The organism is Aliiglaciecola sp., from assembly GCF_039982535.1.
In the GTDB taxonomy this organism is placed as follows: Bacteria; Pseudomonadota; Gammaproteobacteria; order Enterobacterales; family Alteromonadaceae; genus Aliiglaciecola.
The window spans coordinates 110,498-132,628 of sequence record NZ_JBDWYG010000025.1; the positions used below are offsets into that span (position 1 = coordinate 110,498).

General features: G+C 41.9%; 18 protein-coding genes. 10 read left to right on the forward strand and 8 right to left on the reverse strand.

Going from position 1 to position 22,131, the window contains the following annotated elements; translation table 11 throughout:
- Positions 1–93 precede the first annotated feature (93 nt).
- Entirely contained in the window at positions 94–1,578 is a 1,485-nt protein-coding gene (gene glpK / locus ABJV04_RS05675; RefSeq protein WP_348490336.1) for a glycerol kinase GlpK, read from the reverse strand.
- Positions 1,579–1,775: 197 nt separating this feature from the next.
- The gene (locus tag ABJV04_RS05680) at positions 1,776–2,552 is read right to left on the reverse strand and encodes a hypothetical protein (protein WP_348490337.1); all 777 of its coding nucleotides are present in this window, start codon (positions 2,550–2,552) and stop codon (positions 1,776–1,778) included.
- A 320-nt stretch (positions 2,553–2,872) separates the two neighbouring features.
- On the opposite strand from ABJV04_RS05680, the gene ABJV04_RS05685 reads away from it, so the two are divergent.
- From ABJV04_RS05685 to ABJV04_RS05700, 4 genes are all read left to right on the forward strand, one after another.
- Positions 2,873–3,850, forward strand: a complete 978-nt coding sequence (locus tag ABJV04_RS05685; protein WP_348490338.1) for an LLM class flavin-dependent oxidoreductase — start codon at positions 2,873–2,875, stop codon at positions 3,848–3,850.
- 45 nt (positions 3,851–3,895) lie between these two features.
- Positions 3,896–4,816: a glutaminase gene (locus ABJV04_RS05690; RefSeq protein WP_348490339.1), complete on the forward strand. Its 921-nt coding sequence runs from the start codon at positions 3,896–3,898 to the stop codon at positions 4,814–4,816.
- A gap of 257 nt (positions 4,817–5,073) precedes the next feature.
- Positions 5,074–7,257 carry a TonB-dependent receptor gene (locus ABJV04_RS05695; protein WP_348490340.1) on the forward strand — a complete coding sequence of 728 codons (2,184 nt, stop codon included), beginning with the start codon at positions 5,074–5,076 and terminating at the stop codon, positions 7,255–7,257.
- Between the two features lie 212 nt (positions 7,258–7,469).
- The gene (locus tag ABJV04_RS05700; protein ID WP_348490341.1) at positions 7,470–8,933 is read left to right on the forward strand and encodes a carbon starvation CstA family protein; all 1,464 of its coding nucleotides are present in this window, start codon (positions 7,470–7,472) and stop codon (positions 8,931–8,933) included.
- A gap of 179 nt (positions 8,934–9,112) precedes the next feature.
- Here ABJV04_RS05700 and ABJV04_RS05705 read toward each other — a convergent pair whose 3' ends face one another.
- A complete protein-coding gene (locus ABJV04_RS05705; protein WP_348490342.1) occupies positions 9,113–10,627 on the reverse strand; it encodes an acetyl-CoA hydrolase/transferase family protein in 1,515 nt (504 codons plus the stop codon).
- Between the two features lie 332 nt (positions 10,628–10,959).
- Here ABJV04_RS05705 and ABJV04_RS05710 point away from each other — a divergent pair, with 332 nt between their 5' ends.
- Positions 10,960–11,649 (forward strand): phosphatase PAP2 family protein, encoded by a 690-nt coding sequence (locus ABJV04_RS05710; RefSeq protein ID WP_348490343.1) that lies wholly within the window; start codon positions 10,960–10,962, stop codon positions 11,647–11,649.
- A gap of 134 nt (positions 11,650–11,783) precedes the next feature.
- On the opposite strand, the gene ABJV04_RS05715 is transcribed toward ABJV04_RS05710, so the two are convergent.
- Positions 11,784–13,160 carry a 5-methyltetrahydrofolate--homocysteine methyltransferase gene (locus tag ABJV04_RS05715; protein WP_348490344.1) on the reverse strand — a complete coding sequence of 459 codons (1,377 nt, stop codon included), beginning with the start codon at positions 13,158–13,160 and terminating at the stop codon, positions 11,784–11,786.
- A 37-nt stretch (positions 13,161–13,197) separates the two neighbouring features.
- Positions 13,198–15,588 carry a TonB-dependent receptor gene (locus ABJV04_RS05720; RefSeq protein WP_348490345.1) on the reverse strand — a complete coding sequence of 797 codons (2,391 nt, stop codon included), beginning with the start codon at positions 15,586–15,588 and terminating at the stop codon, positions 13,198–13,200.
- Between the two features lie 211 nt (positions 15,589–15,799).
- On the opposite strand from ABJV04_RS05720, the gene ABJV04_RS05725 reads away from it, so the two are divergent.
- Both ABJV04_RS05725 and ABJV04_RS05730 read left to right on the forward strand, forming a co-directional pair.
- On the forward strand, positions 15,800–16,297 hold the full coding sequence (locus tag ABJV04_RS05725) for a transcriptional repressor (RefSeq protein ID WP_348490346.1): 498 nt from the start codon (positions 15,800–15,802) through the stop codon (positions 16,295–16,297).
- Positions 16,290–16,721 (forward strand): MerC domain-containing protein, encoded by a 432-nt coding sequence (locus ABJV04_RS05730; protein WP_348490347.1) that lies wholly within the window; start codon positions 16,290–16,292, stop codon positions 16,719–16,721. The genes ABJV04_RS05725 and ABJV04_RS05730 overlap by 8 nt, the downstream gene beginning before the upstream one ends.
- 28 nt (positions 16,722–16,749) lie before the next feature.
- Here the strand turns inward: ABJV04_RS05730 and ABJV04_RS05735 are convergent, their stop codons facing one another.
- Positions 16,750–17,769 carry a GTP-binding protein gene (locus ABJV04_RS05735; protein WP_348490348.1) on the reverse strand — a complete coding sequence of 340 codons (1,020 nt, stop codon included), beginning with the start codon at positions 17,767–17,769 and terminating at the stop codon, positions 16,750–16,752.
- Positions 17,762–19,141: an alkaline phosphatase PhoX gene (locus ABJV04_RS05740; protein ID WP_348490349.1), complete on the reverse strand. Its 1,380-nt coding sequence runs from the start codon at positions 19,139–19,141 to the stop codon at positions 17,762–17,764. Before ABJV04_RS05740 ends, ABJV04_RS05735 begins: the two co-directional genes overlap by 8 nt.
- Positions 19,142–19,515: 374 nt before the next feature.
- On the opposite strand from ABJV04_RS05740, the gene ABJV04_RS05745 reads away from it, so the two are divergent.
- The 3 genes from ABJV04_RS05745 to ABJV04_RS05755 all read left to right on the forward strand — a co-directional run bounded on the left by ABJV04_RS05745 (position 19,516) and on the right by ABJV04_RS05755 (position 21,355).
- A complete protein-coding gene (locus ABJV04_RS05745; RefSeq protein ID WP_348490350.1) occupies positions 19,516–20,076 on the forward strand; it encodes a DUF2796 domain-containing protein in 561 nt (186 codons plus the stop codon).
- Positions 20,077–20,212: 136 nt separating this feature from the next.
- Positions 20,213–20,626 carry a MerC domain-containing protein gene (locus ABJV04_RS05750; protein ID WP_348490351.1) on the forward strand — a complete coding sequence of 138 codons (414 nt, stop codon included), beginning with the start codon at positions 20,213–20,215 and terminating at the stop codon, positions 20,624–20,626.
- A gap of 54 nt (positions 20,627–20,680) precedes the next feature.
- The gene (locus ABJV04_RS05755; protein WP_348490352.1) at positions 20,681–21,355 is read left to right on the forward strand and encodes a DUF1826 domain-containing protein; all 675 of its coding nucleotides are present in this window, start codon (positions 20,681–20,683) and stop codon (positions 21,353–21,355) included.
- Between the two features lie 5 nt (positions 21,356–21,360).
- Here the strand turns inward: ABJV04_RS05755 and ABJV04_RS05760 are convergent, their stop codons facing one another.
- Positions 21,361–22,041 (reverse strand): DUF3299 domain-containing protein, encoded by a 681-nt coding sequence (locus ABJV04_RS05760; RefSeq protein WP_348490353.1) that lies wholly within the window; start codon positions 22,039–22,041, stop codon positions 21,361–21,363.
- Positions 22,042–22,131 lie beyond the last annotated feature (90 nt).

Here is a 22,131-nt window from a genome sequence, read left to right on the forward strand (position 1 = left end):
TTACGCCAACTTAGGGATAAAATTTGTCGAGCTTAGGCAATCTATTGCCAATTTCACACCATGAAAGTAAATTTTAGCAAATGGCTTTTGCATTTAATCACAACGAATACGATTAACCGCCTGTTGCCATAACCCATAAGCGTGGTCTCGTTCTTGTTTGCTGAACCTTGGTACAAATGTATGTTCGCATTGCCACTGTCCACTGAGTTCATCTAAAGATGTATACACTCCAGCTTGTAACCCTGCTAAGTAAGCGACGCCTAAAGCCGTAGTTTCGGTAATTTCAGGTCGATCAACCTCTGCACCTAAAATGTCAGCTAAAAACCCCATTAACCAGTCATTTTTAACCATGCCGCCATCAACTCTCAGATTAGTTGCTCTGGCACCGTCACTTTCCATGGCTTTTTGTAAATCTTTGGATTGATAACACACCGATTGCAAACCAGCGGCAACAATTTCATTGATCCCAGTATCGCGAGTTAACCCTAAAATTGCACCGCGAGCGTCAGGATCCCAATATGGCGCGCCTAATCCGGTAAACGCGGGTACCAAAAACACACTGTTGTTCGCACTGGCCATTTTCGCTAAAGATTCGCTTTCAGCGGCATCTTTGATTAATTGCAATCCATCCCGTAACCATTGAATAGTGGCACCCGCCATAAAGATACTGCCTTCTAAGGCATAGGTAGTTTCTCCGTTTAGGCGATAAGCCACAGTGGTTAACAGCCGATTTTCCGATTTTAATGGCGAAGAGCCGGTATTTAAAACCATAAAGCAGCCTGTGCCATAGGTTGTTTTGGCCATGCCCTTTTTAAAACAAGCCTGTCCAAACAATGCAGCTTGTTGATCACCAGCAACCCCTTGAATAGGGATAGCTTTGCCAAGTAGTTTAGGATCGGTTTTACCAAATTCGTCGGCACTGTTTAGTACCTGAGGCAACATGGTGCTAGGGATGTTGAAAGTGTTTAGCAGTTCGGTATCCCATTGCTGTTGATGAATATCGAATAGCATAGTTCGAGAGGCATTGGTTGCATCGGTGTAGTGGCAACGACCTTTGGTTAAACGCCAAATTAAAAAGGTATCGATAGTGCCAAAGGCCAGTGAACCAGATTCAGCTTTTTGTCGAGCCCCTTTTACATTGTCGAGAATCCATTGAATTTTAGTGGCACAGAAGTAAGGATCCAACAAAAGCCCTGTGGTATTGGTAATGTAATCGACTAGTTGAGGGTCTTGGGCAAATTGTTTGCAGGTTGAAGATGTTCGTCTGTCTTGCCAAACGATGGCTGGATAAACCGCCTTACCGGTTTTTTTATCCCACACTAGGGTTGTTTCTCGTTGATTGGTGATACCGATGGAAATTACTTGAGAAATGTCGATTTGTGCTTCACGTATGACGTCTTTGCAGGTTTTAAGGACGCTTTGCCATATTTCTTCAGGGTCATGTTCAACCCAAGCATCTTCGGGATAAGATTGACTGAATTCTTGTTGCGCAATAAAACAAGGTTTACCCTGCAACGAAAATAAAATCGCTCTGCTACTGGTGGTGCCTTGATCAATAGCCAGAATATACTTTTCCATAGCGACTTTCCCTCGATTCAAAGCCATTTTGAGTTACGCTGTTTTTAAACACCTCAATTGGTTAACGGCAATCTACCTTGATCCTATACCTAAATATCTATCTGCACCCCATCATGGATGGGCTGTAAGCTAATTAATTTAAAACGCTGCAACCAAACGACAATATCCGTTAGGCTACAGCGCAAACTCGATTTAGCTTAGTTAAACAAACCTTTCAGTTTATCTTTGGCTTTTTCTGTGAGTTTTTCTTTTTCTTCGTCGAGCTTTTCTTGTGCTAGTTTTTTAGCTTCTTCTGCTAACTTTTTCTTAGCTTCAGATTTCGCTTGGTCAATAATGTTATCTAACATGGCATTGACGATGGCCATACCCGCTTGATCAGCCGGAATACCGTTTGGCTGACCTATGGGACCAGCGTTAAATGTAGGTAGTGTAATCTCGTAAGTTTTTTGTTCAATTTCAAGCTCACCGGTAGACAGTTTTTCGAAATCGAGTTTAAGACGAACGTTACTGACAGTCACATTTTCAACAATAATAAGCGGGTTTGCACCTGGCTCTGAAGAAGGTTGGCTTTCAGATTTAGGTAAATTAGCGGCTAGGTTGTCCTTAATAACAAGTAAGTTCCCTTTACCACTTTCATCTACTTCATAAAGTACTTCAGGAGCATTGATGCTAACCGTCTGAACAACATAGGGTTCGCTTAATACTTCGCCTAAATCTAGTGTGATGTTTTCGACGCTAAAGGCATCTTCATCACTGAACCCGTCTGGATTCTCAACGTCAATATCGCTGATGGTTAAACGACCGTCACTAAGTGCCAAATCCACATTAAAAACAGATACTGGTGTGCCTAGATATTTAGAGCCTTGTTGCTCCATTTGTACTCGAATGAAGTCTCCTGCGCCACTTAGTAAATACCAAGCACCGCCTGCAATAAGCAAAATGATAATTGCAAAAACGATTAATCCTTTTTTCATTAGTCTCTTCTCATAATTTAATGTGATTACAGGCTGTTAGCCCTTTAAAACAACACAATATCACCATTCAAAACTGGGTCAACCATGTAAAGTATTTGAAACTCGCGACAATATCCTCGATTCCCATATGGAAATGACTGTTTAGCCATAGTTACATCAGTTACTTACAGTATATAAAGCAATTTGGTTCTATTTATTTTGATTATGCTGAATATTATAGTCAACCACTGAGATCTTTACTGATAATCGCCGGTGTCCCCTTGTAAGTTGGATCATCCACCGCAATAATCCTATTACAATTCAATGACTCGGTAGGTATTATGATTCCGATTTCCATATTAGATTTAGCCACCATTGGTGAAGGTCGCAGTGTTTCTGAAGCGTTAAAAATGGCTAGGGAAACCGCCATTACCGCAGAAGCCCATGACTATAAACGCTTCTGGTTAGCGGAGCACCACGGCATGAGAAGCGTCGCTAGTTCAGCTACCGCGGTATTGCTGGCGAACATTGGCGCGGCCACGAAAAACATCCGCATCGGCAGTGGAGGCGTAATGTTACCCAACCACGCCCCCTTAATTATCGCGGAGCAATTCGGAACCTTGGCAGAGCTTTACGGTGATCGCATTGATTTAGGCCTTGGGCGAGCCCCTGGCACCGACATGCAAACTTTAATGGCACTGCGTCGACAAGGTGGTTCAGGTGCCGATCAGTACCCTCAAAATATCCGTGAATTACAAAGCTACTTAGGTCCCCAATCACAACCAGTGCTGGCTGTACCTGGCCAAGATACCAATATTCCTTTGTGGTTATTGGGTTCAAGTTTATACAGTGCCCAACTGGCCGCAGAATTCGGACTGCCCTACGCTTTTGCATCCCACTTTGCCCCTGATCAACTACATCAGGCATTAGACAGTTACCGAGGGAACTTCAAAGCAACCGATGAAAACCCAGAACCCTATTCAATGGCAGGGGTTATGGCGGTAATAGCGGATACGGAAGAAGAAGCAAATTACTTGTATACTTCGGTGCAGCAAAAATTTCTGCAAATGCGCACCAGCGCTAATACTCCCTTCCCTAAACCAGTGGATAAAATCCATTGGAGCATTGCAGACATGTACAATGTTGAACACGTTTTACAATATTCATTAGTTGGCACAAAAGAATCCATAAAACCCAAATTGGCAGATTTTATTGAAAAAACCGGCATTGATGAATTAATCATGTCCTTCCCCATACATGATCCTGCTGCCCGACTAAAAAGTGTAAAATTAATGGCAGAACTACGAGATAGCATGTAAAACATTATCAACACTAGTGCCAAGCTCAAATTGATGGAGATAGCTTTGCAACAAATTGTCGATGAAATTGCTGAAGAAATGATGAACCTTGAGGATAAAGGTGAGGTAGCACACTATATTCCTCAATTGGCAAAAATCGATCCAAATCAATTTGCCATCAGCGTAGCCTTAACCAATGGTGAGATTTATCAGGCGGGCTGCGCCGACAAATTATTTTCAATTCAAAGTATATCCAAAGTCTTTACCCTAACCTTGGCACTGGGAAAGTTGGGAGATAGCATCTGGCAAAGAGTCGGTCGAGAGCCCTCGGGAGACCCCTTTAACTCCATAGTGCAACTTGAGCACGAGCATGGCAAACCCCGCAACCCCTTTATTAATGCAGGTGCTATAACAATTGCAGACCTCATTATGCAAGGTCACGAACCTAAAGAAGTATTAGCCGAAATAATACAATTTATGCGTTATATCGCTGATGATGACAGCATAGCGATTGATGAAAAAGTGGCGAAATCTGAGTTGGAAACAGGTGCAAGGAACGCCTCCCTAGCCTATTTCATGTCTTCATTTGGTCACTTCGAAAACCCTGTAGAGGAAGTCTTAGGTACCTACTTCCATCATTGTTCAATTGCCATGAATAGCACACAACTTGCCAAAGCCGGGCTATTTTTAGCCAACAATGGAGTGAATCCAATAACTGGCTACACGGTTGTTTCTGCACAACGGGCAAAACGAATCAATGCTTTAATGCTCACCTGTGGTCATTATGATGGCTCTGGTGAGTTTGCCTTTAGAGTCGGACTACCGGGCAAAAGTGGCGTGGGCGGAGGCATACTTGCTGTCGCTCCAGGAAATGCCTCCATCGGCGTATGGTCCCCCGGACTAGATGCCATCGGCAATAGTAAACTGGGTACAAAAGCATTGGAATTATTGGCCTATAAAACTGGTTGGTCAGTGTTCGGTAAGTAACCCTAGGCTAGATATCCTTTTTTACAAACAACTATCCATCATTCTGACTAGTGGACTAAGCTACCTCATCGCACTTTTGAGGCAGTGACATTTTTCCTACGTCTCATTCATTCCGCATATCTTCTAACCATTAAGTTGTAAATAAGTCGTTACCAAAGTTGCTTTTAAGAAGGGCTTGAGTAAAATGCTCGAAATTACAATGTAAACAAGAATAATTTCCATTTACATTAAACATATCCAGAGTATCGGAGTAAAGAATGATTCAATCAAATACTTGGCGTTTAAACCTTTTAACAAGTGCTTTGTTAATTACATTTGGGGCTGTTGCAGATGATAATTCGGCAAATACAGAGATTGAACAAATGCATATTTTTGGCAGTAAAAACCCAATAAATACGGTCCCTGGTAGCGCTCATTTAATTAGCCAAGCTGAAATTGAAAAATTTAAATACACCGATATCATGCGTACTTTGGCAGCCGTCCCAGGTGTATATGTTCAAGAAGAAGATGGGTATGGTTTACGTCCTAACTTGGGTATGCGTGGCACAGGCCAAAATCGCTCTGAGAAGATTACAATTATGGAAGATGGTGTATTAGCCGCGCCTGCTCCTTATGCTTCTCCCGCAGCTTATTACTTTCCAACATCCGGTCGTATGCAGAGTGTTGAGATATTAAAAGGTAGTTCTACGGTTAAATATGGCCCCCGTACCACTGGTGGTGTCATCAATATGCTGTCCCGTGAAATTCCAGAGGCAGCTTTAGCGGGCAATATTGATGTGGCTAAAGGTCAAGATGGCTTTGGCAAAATACATGGATATGTAGGTGGTCAAGGTGAACGTATTGACGCAGTAGGCGAAGTTTATCGTTACCAAGCCGATGGCTTCCGTGATATCAATGGTGTGGGTGGCGACACCGGCTTTGTTAAAAATGATGTTATGGCAAAAATTCGTTTTAAATCCGACAAATCCGATAAGTATCAACAAATTGTTGAACTTAAACTGAAATATGCAGATGAAGTATCAGACGAAACCTATATGGGGTTAACGGATGAAGATTATGCAACAAGCCCTTTTATGCGTTATTCAGCTTCACAAAAAGATCAGATGAATACTGAACACAAACAGATTCAACTGAATCACATAATTGCCTTCAATCCAGATGCAACAGTTAGCACCACCGCTTATTACAACGATTTCCATCGTAATTGGTATAAATCCTATAGCATAGACGGTGACAGCTTAAGTAGTGGCGGCATTCAAACTGCTGCTGATTTTGACCAAGGTTTAATCACCACGCCAATAGAAGTCGGTGTTAAAGCCAATAACCGTGATTATTTATCACAAGGTATTCAAACGGAACTTAACTACTACCTTGATAATCATGAGCTTGCATTTGGTGTGCGCTATCACGAAGACGAGATGGATCGTTATCAATGGGCTGATACATACCAATTAGATACAGACCAAATTATGACTCGCACCTCCAGTGGCATACCAGGCACAGATTCAAACCGGATTGATAGCGCGGAAGCTTGGGCAATGTTCGTTCAAGACCGTTTCACTATAGACAATTTTGCAGTGACCCTTGGTCTTCGTTTTGAGGACGTCACCACTAATCGTTTAGATTGGGGCAAATCCAACCCAGCTCGAGACGGGGTTGCAGACACCGATATAGAAAACAGCTTTAACTCAGTTTTACCTTCACTATCGGCAACCTACCAGATTAACCCATCTTTGATTGTATTAGCAGGTGTGCAAAAAGGATTTTCCCCCGCAGCACCAGGTAATGCAGATGGGCAAGAAGAAGAAAGCTGGAACTACGAAGCGGGTTTTCGCTATCAACAAAATGCATTTAGTTCTGAGGCAATTGTATTTATTGGAGATTACAGCAACATGCACGGTAACTGTACCGCTGCACAAGGTTGTGACGATGACAATATAGGTAACCAATACAATGCCGGTGAAGTCGAAGTAAGTGGTTTAGAGTTGAGTTTAGGTTATGAGTTTAAACAAAATAACGAACTAAGCTTTCCGGTTAAACTGGCGTACACCTACACTAATGCGGAATTTGGTTCAGACTTCTCATCAGATTTTGAAAGTTGGGATGACGTTCAAAAAGGGGATTCATTAACCTACTTGCCTGATGATCAACTGTATCTTTCTGTTGGTGTCCAAGCTAACTCTTGGCAACTAACGTTAGCCGGCCGTTATACTTCGAAGATGCGTACTAAAGCAGGGCAAGGTGCTATCCCGCTGAATGAGTTAATTGACGCTAGAACCATTGTTGACTTATCAGCACGTTACTTTATCAATGACGCATCTGAACTTTACCTAACTGTAGATAACTTACTCGACGAAACCTATATGACCACGCGAGTACACGGTTCAGTATTCGCCGGTAAGCCACAATCAGCAACCCTAGGTTATACTTACAACTTCTAGTTGTATTGCCAGTTATTTATTAGAAGGGCTAACTTTGTTAGCCCTTTTTTGTGGATTAACCGCTAATAAGCCATGTTTTCCATTTTTTGTTGAGTTCGACTTTGTTACTATTTACGCCGATTTTTATCCAGCTATAAATTATAAAAAATGAAAGGCGGAGTGCGATTATCGTGCTCTTTTTCGAAAGTCCCTAAACTGAGATATGCACTGCAATGATCATCTTTTTTATCTGTATTACTATATTGATCCTCGGCTATAAATTTTATAGCCCATTTGTTGAAAAACAAGCTGGTATAGACCCCAATGTTGCCACACCTCAAACACGCTTTAGTGAAGGTGTTGACTATGTCCCTGTTCATCCTGTGCGTGCGTTTTTAATTCAGTTTTTGAATATTGCCGGAGTAGGCCCGATATTTGGTCCTATTCTTGGTGCTTTATATGGACCAGTGGCATTGGTCTGGATTGTATTAGGTAATGTCTTAGGTGGTGCCGTTCACGACTATTTCTCGGGTGTCATGAGCATCAAAGAAGACGGCAAAAGCTTACCAGAAATAGCAGGGCACTATTTCAACATCGTATTTAAAGCTTTGATGCTTATCTTCACCGCCATGTTGCTGTTTTTTGTTGGGGTGGTGTTTATCATGAGCCCCGCCGGCCTATTGAGTAACCTCGATGCCTTCCAAGATACCTTTTTGGCCAACAATACCTTCTGGGTACTGGCCATTTTAGGATACTACTTCCTAGCAACACTTTTACCTATCGATAAGATTATCACCAAGTTTTATCCCATCTTTGGATTATTAATGATCGTAATGACCACGATGATTGCCATTGCCTTGCTCATTGATGCCCCACACTTACCGATGGCCGGTGATTTTATGGCTTATTTTGAAGCTGACCATGCCCACGACTTTTTGGCACCGAATCCGGACGGTTTACCTACTTGGCCATTGTTATTTGTAACTATTACCTGTGGAGCAATCAGTGGATTCCATTCAACCCAAGCGCCTATTATGGCTCGTTGTTTAACCAATGAAAAATACGTAAGACCTGTGTATTACGGCGCGATGATGTGTGAAGGTATAGTAGCTTGTGTATGGGCATTGGCTGGCATTGCCGCTTTCCCAGAAGGCTATGCAGGACTTAAAGCCATGCTAGATGTTGGTGGCCCAGGGTTAGTGGTAAATCACATTGCCAATAGCTACTTAGGCTTATTTGGCGGTATTATGGCAATTGTAGCAGTTGCCGTATTCCCTATCACCTCTGGCGATACCGCATTTCGCTCGTTACGACTGACCATAGTGGATGCATTTAATATCCCCCAGAGCATACGGAATCGCTTATTACTTGCGTTGCCCATTTTAGCCATTGCCTACTTTATGACTAAGTTGGACTTCTCAGTGATTTGGCGTTATTTCGCGTTCTCAAATATGCTGTTATCCACCAGCGTATTATGGTTGGCGACAAAGTACTTGCTCGACCGCGGTACTTTCCATTGGATCACCAGTATTCCTGCGGTCATTGCCACAGGGGTCACCATTTCCTACATCATGACCGCGGAAATTGGCTTTAACCTTTCTCCTGACTTAGGTCGACCTATTGGTGCAGCCGTTGTGCTTCTTGGCTTAATATTCTTGGTATATATAAATAAAAGTCACAAGGCAGCATCCGCCTAATCGATGCAAGCATGACAAACAAATTGATTGCTCCGTTAAAATAACGGAGCAATGATTTAGCACTCAAGTGACTTGCTTGAGTTGCTCCTACTTGAAGCCCTGCATAAACATTTTATTAACGGCTAAAAAATAAAAAACCTCAATTAAGAGGTTTTTTAGGTTAACTAGAAAGTGACAGTTTACATGTGACCTTCATTTTCATAACGTTCATGCCAGCTAAGGGCTTCGCTAAGTAAATGTGGTGTGTGCATGCCACGGCCTGAATGTAATGCTCTTTCATAGTAGTCTTGCAACGCTGGGCGGTAACTAGGATCAGCACAGTTGTTGATGATCTCTCTAGCTCGCTGACGAGGAGATAAGCCACGTAAATCAGCTAAACCATGTTCAGTTACTATTACTTTCACATCATGCTCTGTGTGATCCACATGAGATACCATAGGCACAATAGAAGAGATAGCGCCGTCTTTTGCGATTGAAGGTGATACGAAAATAGACAAATAACCGTTCCGGGCAAAATCACCAGAACCACCGATACCGTTCATCATTCGAGTTCCCATTACATGGGTGGAATTCACGTTACCGTAGATATCTGCTTCAATCATACCGTTCATGGCAATAATACCTAGACGGCGAGCCAATTCTGGATTGTTACTGATATCCTGTTGGCGCAAAATAATTTTGTCGTGGTACAAATCGATGTTTTCGTCAAATTCTTTCAGCCCTTCTGGACTCAATGAAAATGCCGTTGCTGAAGCAACACCCAAGGTGCCCGATTTCAACATTTTTAACATACCATCTTGGATAACTTCAGTGAAAGCTGACAGGTTTTTAAATGGACCTGCATCTAAACCTTCAAGTACCGCATTAGGAATATTGCCCACACCAGATTGGATCGGTAATAATTCTTTGGGTAAACGACCTACTTCAATTTCACGCTCGAAGAAGTCTAGAATATGTTGAGCAATTTTTTGCGAAACAGCATCAGGTGCTTTGAATGGTGAGTTTCTATCTTCGGCATTGGTTTCAACCACTGCAATGACTTTCTCAGGAGGACATTCAAAATAAAACTCACCAATACGGTCAGCAGGGTCAGTTAGCATAATAGGTTTGCGATTTGGTGGTAATGCGGTGCCGTAATAAATATCGTGCATACCTTCAAGCTTAATATTCTGTTTACTATTCACTTCCAGAATGATTTTATCTGCTTGTTCAATCCAAGTTTTATTATTACCAATTGAAGAAGAAGGAATTAATTTACCGTCTTCACGTATTCCTGCCACTTCAATTAGGGCAATATTCATTTTGCCTAAGAAGCCAGACCATGCGTATTGTGACACCTCAGAAAGATGCAGGTCCACATAGTCCATAGTACCGGTATTAATTTTGTTACGGCAAATAGGGTCACTTTGGAATGGTAATCTCATTTCAATACCATCCACTTCGGCTAACACCCCATCTAGCTCAGGAGCGGTTGATGCACCAGTCCATAAACTAATGCGAAAGGGGTCATTTCCCTCTGCGTTTACCCGTTTGATACGTTCGGCTAATGCCTTTGGTACTGCTTTTGGATAACCTGCCCCTGTAAACCCACTCATGCCAATATTAGCACCTGCGGGTATCAATTCAGCGGCTTGTTCTGCACTCATTACGCGCTCTTTAAGTGTCGGACAAAGAATTCTAGAAGTTGCTGACATTGTTGGTTCTCTCTTGCAGTAAAGTATATCGGTTGACGTGCGTATCAGAATACCAATAAAACGCCTCAACTTAACTCGCTCGAGACTAAAACGGATCTACGACTTTAGTCTTACAGTCGAATTAAATATAATAAATACAGTAACTTAAGCAAAAGCAAAGATGGCCGTGTAAGACCTAGGAAATTTGTACATGAAATGGAATTTCATTCCAATTTTTACAATGATGTTAATAAGGTGAATATTACGTAAACGTGATAATTTATTTTAATCAGGTTAATGTCGGTTCTCCCCAAAACCACTCATCAAAAAAGAAAAAGTTCAGGAGGTCTTAAATGCTAAAATTTGATTTGGAAAAATCTGACATTAAGCAGTTCATATTGCTGTTCGTATTTGCTCTGATTATTTGGATATTCTATGAATTAGCGGGGTTTGCAGTTGCTGGGGGAACGCCACAAATAGATCAAAACATTATTCTTGCCTTTCGTGATGCCAATGACCTTTCAGATCCCATTGGCCCTAAATGGGTAGAAGAGATGATGCGAGATATCACCGCGTTAGGTGGAGTGGCCATTCTGACTAGTTTTACCCTGTTTGTGACTTTATTTTTACTTATTGAGAACAAGCCTAAGATAGCGGCTTTATTGGTCTTGGCGATTACCTCTGGAATGATAGTTAGCTTTTCATTGAAATATGGCATTACGCGTCCACGACCTGACTTAGTTCCCCATGGCAGTTACGTTTATACCAGTAGCTTCCCAAGCGGACACGCCATGTTGTCAGCGTTAGTTTATTTTACGTTAGCAGGAATGCTCTCCCACTTGCCCGTTCGTCGCAGGGTAAAAAGCTATTTCTATATGATTGCAATTCTATTTACTTTTTCCATTGGTGTGAGCAGAGTGTATCTAGGAGTGCATTGGCCAACTGATGTGTTAGCGGGCTGGCTAATGGGAATTGGCTGGGCACTGTTGACCCTTGTGGTAGCTCGATTTTTGCGTATGAATGGGCACTTTTCGTCGGATTAGAAATTAGTTAACGACAACGCCATAAACTGCATAAACTGCATAAACTGTTGTGAAAATGCAAGTACTGACAGACAAAAAAAGCCATGGTTAGACGTAAAAGTCCACCATGGCTAAATATTATAAAACCCTAAAGACTAGTGGTCATGGGCTTCTTCAGCTATGCCTAACCAAGAAATACTGGCCGCTGCAAAACCTAACTCAATATCGCTAACAACCTCTATAGTTTCTAAATCAATTTGCAAAACATGTTCTGCAATTGGGTCAGATACGTAGACGTAATTACCGTTTTGCGCTACAGCCATACTAAAAGACAGTCCTTCTGGCATATTGGCAACATCTTCATCGGTAATATCGAAGCTTTGTTCAAGTTCCCAATGTGTTTCGCCATCATGGTCATGGGCACTTAGAATATTCAAATAACCTTGACTATCTAACACCAAAAACATGTCGCCTTCGTAAGAGAAACCATAAGCTACAGGGCTTGCATCACTTTCTGGTTGCCATTCTAGGGCTTCCATTTCGCTGTCTTCAGGGGCAATTTTAATTAAAATTGATTCACCACCTTCATGACCAGCAGCTATGCCGATAAAAGTATCATTTTCTTCGTGTCCGTAAATAGTACCGATTCTCAAGCTGTCCAATACATCAATATTAGCAATTTTTTCAGCTTCATAATCACCATCATGCTCATGAGCAGTGATTACGCCGTCACCACAACCAAATACAGCGTAACTTTCATTGATAGCGCTGCCATGCAAATCAGGACAAAGTACATCAAGCACTAGCTCTTGTTCATACTCACCGTCGTGTAAATGATATACAGCTACTTGGTCAGGAAGAAGTTTAGACACAGAAGTACTTTCAGCATCGTCGCGACGAAACGTAGATAGTAAATACTCACCTTTAGGTTCAACGGCACCGTGCATGTTTACCGAGTAGTTCAAGGTAGGCAGATCACTAGTTTCACCGCTAATGTCAGTGTCCCTAGCAACTTTTACAGATGCCGGTGTATTTGATTCTGCATCTCCATCAAAGAAAATCGCCATTTGACCATCGTGTTTTATAATATGGGTTGGCAGACTACCGGTAATTTCATAGTCGCTCATTGCTGGAGCTTGTTCATAGTCATGCAAATGTTCAACATGGTCTTCACGCCACATGCCACTATCTATAAAACCTACATAGTCATCAGAGCGACTTGCTATTACTGCGTATCGATAATCCGCTGATGAAGTTAGTGTGCTAGATGCATAAGTTAGCGAAAACGTGTCCAACTCGTCACCATCGTCCAGGTCGTATATAGCGGCGCTGCTGTCGGCAGTTAATACCGCCAAACGGCCCATTGATTCAATTAGATATTCGTCATCACTGTGATCATGATCATCTTCAATAGAATCATCCACTTCAATCGACTCTTTTTCGATAATGGTCGTTTCTGCATCTCCACAACCAGTAAGCATCAAAGCCCCGATTGAAGCTGCAAGAAGAGAAAGTTTGCGTGTGCTTGTCATTGTTAAATCCTTAATGTGTAATAAGTGATGGTCGAAATTAGAAGTTGCCTCTTACACCCACAGCAAAGCTGCGTCCTGGGCGTGGGGCTATATCTTTAATAAATGAGGTATGTACTCGGGCTTCCGTATCGGTCAAGTTAGTACCTTTTAGATACACCATAATGTCTTGACTTGAGATAGGTAAATCATAGGAAACACTTACATCTACCATGGTGTAGCCATCAGTGCTTGTCTCATCTTCTGCAACGTGGTCTTGGCTTTGATAGCGAGTCACATCTAAATTTGCAGTTAGATTGTCATCAACATAAGCGAGCTGTGTTCCAAAACGCATTGGAGAAGTACGAGGTAAATTGCCGCCGTCTTTTAAACGAGCGCGAACGAAGTCTGAAAAAACGGTTGCTTTAAAGGTGTCTGTGGCTTGCCATGCAACTTGCAATTCGAAACCATTTAACACGACATCATCGGCAGCGAAGATATAAACAGGTAGCTCGTCAGTGTGCTCTTCTTCTTCTTCAACCCCTTCTTCATGATCGTGGTCATGACTACTTTCAACATAAAGCCCAGTAGATGTTTGATAATAATAATTATCAACTTGGTTATAGAAAGCGTTAAATACGAAAGCTAAATCACCTTGAGTTTTACGTAGGGTAAGATCGATATTATTCGCGGTTTCAAGATCAATGGTTTGGTTGGACAAACCAATTTCTTCGCCATCTAAAGCGAACAATGCACCTACTTCGTAGCTATTGGTTCCAATATGTGGACCAAAAGACAGAAGTTCAGCCGCTGAAGGCGCGCGCTCCGAGCGAGATACCGAAATACCAAAGTTATAACCTGGTACGAAGTCCCAAACTAACCCAGCCGACAAACTAACGGGAGTGAATTTATGGGCAACATCAAATACTCGAGTGACAGTTTCCTCGTCACCGTGGTCATGATCATGATCGTCTTCCGCTTCTTCCTCATGGTCATGAGCTTCAAGGGCTGGCAATAAAACGTTATCGGCATCTATGGTGACACGCTCAATACGCGCACCAAATTGCAACAATACGTCACCAAAATGCTTTTCTTCCATCGCTGCTAGTGCAATAGTTTGTGACTCTGAAGGGGGAGAGAAGGCTTCTTCACCAACAGCGGACATATCATTGTTTTTAAAATGTATGCTGAAACCACCGTTCCAATCTGCCAAGGGGTTATGTAGTAAATCAACTTTTAACTCTTGACCATCATTTTCAAATAATGTCCCAACTGAACCATTTTCTATTTCAGCATGCTCATAGTTGGTAACACCACCTCTTACGCTCACCTTGTTTAACCATTGTGACTGAACGTAAATTTCACTAAGCACTTGCACTCTAGTCTGCTCTAAGTCAGCAAAAACACTGACATCACCATCATGGGAGTGACCAGGGATACCGTATTCACGATTAAACTGTTCAACTGCCACACCTACATAGCCTTCATCGAACAAATAGCTAGCGCCTAAGGTGAAACCATTGGATTTCTCAGCACTATTTTCAACCACATAATCATGACTTTCTTCTTCTTCATGATCATGTTCCTCTTCTTCAACTTCAGCTTCTACAGGTACTTCATAATCTTCAGATTCGCGCCAGTAGCCATCGGCGTAAAAACCAAAAGATTCGTAACCAGTGGTGACATTGAACGTAGCCAGTTGCTTTTCGTCTGCGGAATTAGTTTCTAGTAACCATTCGCCTCGAGTAGTGTTATCTGTAGGTACACGTCCATCGACGACATTGACCACACCACCAACGGCACCGCTACCATAAAAAAGCGTTGCCGGACCACGTAACACTTCAATTTGTTGAGAGGTAGATGCTTCCGTTGCTACTGAATGGTCAGGTCCAACTCGAGACACATCACTCACGTCTAAGCCATTTTGCGCTATTAATACACGGGGTCCGCTAAGGCCACGAATAATAGGTGTACTCGCCACGTTGCCGTGAAAGTTAGTTTGTACTCCAGGCAATTTTTCTAAGGTGTCACCTAAGGTTGAAGCTTGTTGACGACGTAAAGATTCCCCAGATAAAACACTTACAGGAGACGCAGACTCCATCACTGACATATGAATTGGCGCGCCAACAATGTCGATAACTTCAATTGGAGAGCGAATTAAGGTTAATGCTAAGCTTTTCACACCAGCTTCGGTCAATACGATATCTTCATAAAGATGAGCATAGCCAGACGCTGAAATATGCAGCTCTGTTGACCCAGCGCTTAAATCATTAAGTGCAAAGCTTCCATCACTATTTGTGACCGTTCTAGCGCTAGTCCCTTCAACGGTGACAAGCGCACCAGCAACAGCATTACCGTCGCTACTTTTGATTACACCCTCTATCGATTGTGCCATTAAGCTAGCAGGTATAAGCCCGCTAACAAGTGCCACTACTCGTGATATTTTATACATCCCAGCCTCTTTGGTTACGTTATACTATCTCATTCAATATAATTATGTTATACTGTATCAAAATTAAAAACAATCCTAATAAAGTAAAAACCAACGTAACGGGCATGAGCAAAAGATGAATCTGTACTTATTATCATCAATGAAAAACTTCATAAAAATCAATGATTTTTACAAGGTGTGGTGAAACCCTATCATTTGTAAGGTAAAGACTATGAAGTCTAATGAAACGAAAAGTTTGATATCAGTAGCACGACTAATTTGCGAAGAAACAGGAAGTCGCTTAACTGAAAAGCGTCAACATGTATTGGAAGTGTTATTCAAACTTAAAACACCGGTTTCAGCTTATGAACTTACTGAACACTACAATGCTATTATTGGTTCACCAATTACTCCCATGTCGGTATATCGAATTTTGGAGTTTTTAGAAGCCGCTAATTTGGTTCATCGTCTACACTCTATTAATAAATACATTATTTGTGCACCTACATTTGGTCCTTGGAAACACCATCCTCCTTTATTTTTAATCTGTAAGTCTTGTCAGTGCGTAAAAAAAGTAGAGTTGGGGAATGATATGATTAAAACGCTGTCTCAACTCACTCAGAAACATGGTTTTTTAACCACAGGCTCACAAATTGAGTTAAATAGCACCTGTGAAACCTGTGTTTCAGAAACGAAAAAAAGTCATTCTTCCGGAGAACCGAATGGGTAAAATTCAAGAAATAGGCGACAAAACTGCAGTAGGGTTATCTCTGCTATGTGTAGTGCATTGTTTGCTATTTCCTATTTTACTTATTCTTATGCCTCCATTATCTGGTTTGCTATCAATAAACGACACCCTATTCCACCGCTGGCTATTATTTGCAGTGGTGCCAATTAGCGCTATTGCCTTGGTCATGGGGTATTTTCATCATCGCAGCCGCAAAGTATTTTTACTGGCATCATTTGGACTAACATTGTTAATCGTCACTGCACTTATAGGGCACGATCTTTTGGGCAGCGTGGGGGAAGTGGTTATGACGGTGATTGGTTCGAGTATTATCGCCTTTGCCCATATTCGAAATTACCAGTTGCAGCGCAGAAGTAAGCGCCTTACACCGCACGCACTGGAAACGTCGAAATCACAAATAGAGTGAATTACCCAAAACCTTTAGAAGCAGGGCACTAACTGCCCGTGCTAGAAGAGGTTGAGGTTAACCCCAAAGATGCCTCTAACATTTGGCAAGTTTGCTGAGCTAACACTTCATCTTGAGTAAGAAATTCAACCCTTGAATCTTGGGCGTTCTCGATATTGGTTAAGCGTAAAACGCCATCACTAAAGTTACAGCCTAAAACACCTACATCAGTTATAAAAACTGCTTTTAAACGTTCAACTTCTACACCACTTAAAGTATTAACGATATGTTGATGGTCAAAGGTGGTTGAAGGAGCGCAAATCCATCCACAAGAGAAGTACCCTTCGCCGCTATTTTCCACTTTAATTGAGCCTTCTTCAGGTGTTTCAATCGCTGGATTTAAAATAGAATGTGCAGGGTGATCATGTTGATGCACAAAGATATTTTCAACATGCTGGGATTTATTCGACAATAAACTGGGATCAATTTTACCTTTATCTGCAATGATAACTGGGGTGTCAGACACACCAATTTGCGATAAATAACTGAGCATTGTAGATTCTGAATCAGCAGCATAAAGATCAGACTTAGTCGCTACTATATAATCGGCTGTTTGTAATTGCTCTTGGAAGGTTTTATGTTCTCGCCAACGAGGATCCTCAAGTTTACGGGCATCGATTAGGCCAAAGGTAGCATGCACATCTAATACCCCGCGATAATCTTCAGAGGTGAGTGTAGCTAACACTTCTTTAGGGTGACCAAGACCCGTAGGTTCAATAAGCAAACGGTGGGGCTTGGCATGTGCCAGCAACAGGTTCAAGGTCATTCTCATGGGTAACCCGGAGGTACAACACATGCAACCTCCAGGGACTTCTCGAATATAAACGCCGGTTTTTTCTGGGCCGCCTAACAGCGCACCATCCACACCAACTTCACCAAACTCATTGACTAATACCGCCCACCTTTCATCTTCAGGTTTATGTTTCAACAAAGATTGAATCAGTGTTGTTTTCCCCACTCCCAGAGCTCCGGTTATAATGTTTGTAGGGACATTTTTAACCTTATGCATAGAGTGATTCCCAAGGACCCCGTATTGCTAAAGTCACCGTGGGAGAATACAGATTTACAAACAGCACTGAACCATCTGCCGAAAAACATGCGCCAGCTGGCTCGGTTTGCCAACGAACTTTAGCGAAGTCGTAAACTTGACCTTGAGGGCTCACCCCTTTTAGGTGGTTATTTACAGTGTCGGAGTACTGATCTTCACATACGATTAAATGTCCGCTTGGTGCTACTGCTAAATTGTCACCAAAATTAAAGGTCGCTTTATTTGGACTTTCCACAAACAAACTCAAAGTGCCTGCCTGCTCTTTCATTTCAGAAGAAGGACGGTAACGCATAATTTGTCCCAGTTTGGCAGCTCCCCCGCTAGTGCAGCAAAAATACATTTCTCCTTCTCCAAAATGTATTCCCTCACCCCGAGCAAACAACGCAGCACCTTGTTCAAACCCTCTTAAACGTAAATCGTCCTTCGGGCTTTCCACGTCATCGAGATCTATCCATTCGCAACCGTACTCTTGATTCATCTGCATTTGTGGCGCTTGCCAATTGCGCGTATCAAATTTGGGTTTACCTTTAATGACCAACGCCTGAAGCTGTCCGCCGGCTTTTAAATCACCTTTGATTTTAGGAATATACCGATAAAACAGGCTGTCTGAGCGATCTTCTGTGAGATAAACAATTCCACTAGCTGGATCAACACAAGCGGCTTCATGATTAAATCGTCCCATCGCCTTTATAGGTTCTGGTTTAACCAATTCCATTGTTTTAGAAGGCACTTCAAATACGTAACCATGGTCTTTTTTAATACTATCTGATGGAGTTGCAACTGACTCTTCGCAGGTTAACCAACTTCCCCAAGGCGTAATACCACCAGAACAATTACGAATGGTGCCAAGTAACGACATAAACTGGTATTCGACTTTTTCGGTTTTTAGGTTATAAACAATATTACTGGTTCCACCAGGCAGTGGATTACCCGCCGCATCAGTGTCATATACGGTTGAGGTATCAAGGCTTTCATCCGCCAGCTCTGCTGGTTTTCTTAAAGGTGTCAGTTCATGATTACGTACCAATACAACCCTTTCGTCATCGAACTCAAAGCAGCCCATACCGTCCGCTCGGTCAGGTACAGTTAATCCATCGTTCATTAAGTCGCCGAGATGCGAAATCTGCTGATAACTAAACCCTGGTAATAAATCAATAATGCCATTGGGATCTGCAACTAAATTGCCCAAAGCTCCTGGGCCAGCAGATAAATTGCCAGCGGCAGAAGAAACATTCGATAAAAAACGGGTTAATTCGCCGCCTTGTAAATGGGTAGCAAGACCACTAAATGCAACCGCGATAAAACCTCGATTAAACTGTCTCCGGGTAACCATAAAAATTCCTATTCTAAATATATGAGTTGGCATTACTCTAGCTGGTGTTTATTCCAACCAACAAATGTCTGCAGCATTTTTGCAGTGTTATTATTCGTCAATATAAATATGCTTCTATGCAGACATATGACAAATTCTTAATAGCTAAGTTTCTCCCATTCTAGGCCGCTTTTAAGGTGTTTTGAAAACAATTAAAAAAGCCACTGAAATTAAATAACTATCAATCATCTGCAAGATGGAGATATGTTATACTATATCAATTCAAAAAGTAATGTTATATTATCGCCCCATGTGAGTGATATCTTCATGTGAAAAGACAATGGAAGATTTCAAAAATGGTCAAATTAACTATAAGTAATTGAGATGGGGTAAAAATGAAATTATCCGTATTAGGTGCACTGATCTTCGTTGGTTGGAGTACGGCTGTGCAATCTCAACAACATATCCATGGTCAGGGATCGGTATTTATCGTTCAAGAAGATGACTTATGGCAAGTGCAATTTATCCTGCCCGCTTCGGACATACTCGGTTTTGAACATCGTCCCGAAAATCAACAACAACAGCAGTTGCTTGAGCAATTTGAAGAGAAACAAAAGCACTTCGAAAACCTAATTAAATTTGATTCACAATGCACTCAGCGTAACGACACCCATACGGCCTTTGAGTTGGGTGAAAGCGAGCATGAAGAAGAACACGGTCATCAGCATAAAGATGACCATGAAGGTGAAGATGATCACGAACATGCTGATTCTCATGAACACAATGACATAGACATTCTATATCTGATCGAATGCGCTGATGATGTATCTCAGGTTTCGTTTCCGATCTTAAACCCCAGCAATAACTTGCAAAATTTAGAAGTTCAATGGAGCACCCAAGCTGGACAAGGCTCAACTATGATAAACGCGAATCAGCGCCAATTGAGGTGGCCTTAACCACCAACATGCAGATAAAGATCGCAACTTTGAATTAGCAATACTGGCGATGCTTAAGGGTAAATTTAGTGTTTATATTTTTCTTAGAAGTAGCCTGTGACAACCACGCCAATTAAAAAATTAACTAGGAATCAAAATGATTAATAACAAACTACTTTCCCTTGCTGATCGTTCAGCCATTACCTTATCCACTTTATGTGTTATTCACTGTCTACTATCACCAGTCATTCTGTTTTTATTGCCGACCTTAACCAGTCTTGCGATTTTTGATGACGAACATTTTCATATATGGCTACTTTATGCGGTTGTTCCTATCAGTATTTTTGCCATTACTTTTGGCTATGTGCACCAACGTAGCTTGCCTGTTCTCGTTACAGCCTTGGTAGGAATAGCAATTTTAGTCCTAGTCGGTGTACTTGGACATGATGTTTTTGGTGAAACTGGAGAGGTGATAGCCTCCGTAGTCGGTGCTGCATTGGTTGGTTTTGGACATGTTCAAAATTTAAGACAACGCAAGTCTGGCTATCAAGCTTACCAAGCCGTTAGTTAAACGAATTTGAAAGCCTACAAATAGTGCTTCTAAATCAGATTAAGTGAGGTTTCCATGCAAGCAGCTACAGCATTAACTAAGGATGTGAGTGATGATCTGATTCGCCACTCAGTGTGTTCAGATGATATCAACGTATTGACTCGAATTTACGAACAAAATGTCAATATTGCTATCTGGCAACGTCAACTATCCGCTGCAGTAATAGCTGATGTTGAAAACCTGCTGGAAACCACTTCGTCATTAAACAAATCGGCTTTTATCCACGCTAAAACAATTAACGAGGATATTCGTGATGCCCTAACTCTGCACAACGCAGGGGATGCTTTCATTGATTATACGGCGGAATTGGTAGATATATTTTGCACCCTATTTGAACTGGATGAAGTCGGTTTTCGGTTACGCATACTCGATGCCCCCATGTGTCCGCGTTTTCATGTGGATCACGTTCCCTGTCGCCTAGTGACTACCTTTGCAGGAAAAGGAACCCAATGGCTTGAGCATGACAAAGTAAACCGAGATAAACTGGGCCATGGCAGTAAAGGCTTAGAAGATGGCGTTTCAGGATTATATGCCCAGCGAACTGACATCAAAAGCATGAATACCGGTGATGTGGCTCTGCTCAAAGGAGAAACATGGATGGGCAATGATTTAGCGGGTGTAGTACACCGTTCCCCAGCTTACGAAGCCAAGCAAAATCGTTTGTTACTGACCCTAGATTTTCTTAATTAAACACCTTAGTGGCGTCGCACGTCATCAGGTTGGCCATTAAACGCGGCAATGGAAACAACATCTAGTCGGTATGCAGACGTTCCCATGGGATCTTCAAACAATCCCAATTTTATCTCTCCAGTTAAGGTATAAGCTTGGTTTAGCTCCAAGCTTTTGAAACCAGCCTCTAAAGTTGCAAATATGATTTGATTGGGCGGCGGTGGAGGGAAATGCAAACAGGCACCAAAATAGGGTACTAAAAACATATTCTTAACCGTTTTATCCGGGTAAAAATCAATAGGAACAATAAAGCCTGAGATGGCAACTATTTGATCTTGATAAGCTCCAACAACATTTGTTGATTGCAAAGCCGCCTTGTATTCTGGGTCAGTAGCAGCCTCAATTGATCGCAAGATTTGTGAACTCATATCAGCACTATCTTGTGGTTTAACACCTTGGTATTTGGTAATCACATCTAATTCATTTGATGGCAAAAGCGACTGCCAATCCAATGCTGTCACATTGGCTTCTTGATACTTTTCTAGCAATAATTCGTTAGAGCTAAAATACTCCTGGGACCCAGAAAAAAGCGCATTTTTAGTGGATGACCATATGTCTGTGCCCAGCCGCCCAACAACAAGCCCTAAACCTACGCAGACCAATAAGATGAGCAGTAATTTAAACTTTGCAGATATTGACGTGTTCAAAACTGTCTTTTCGCAGACTGAGTCACTAACAGCAACAAGGGTAATTCGCTGACTGAGTCACTAACAGCAACAAGGGTAATATAACCGCAT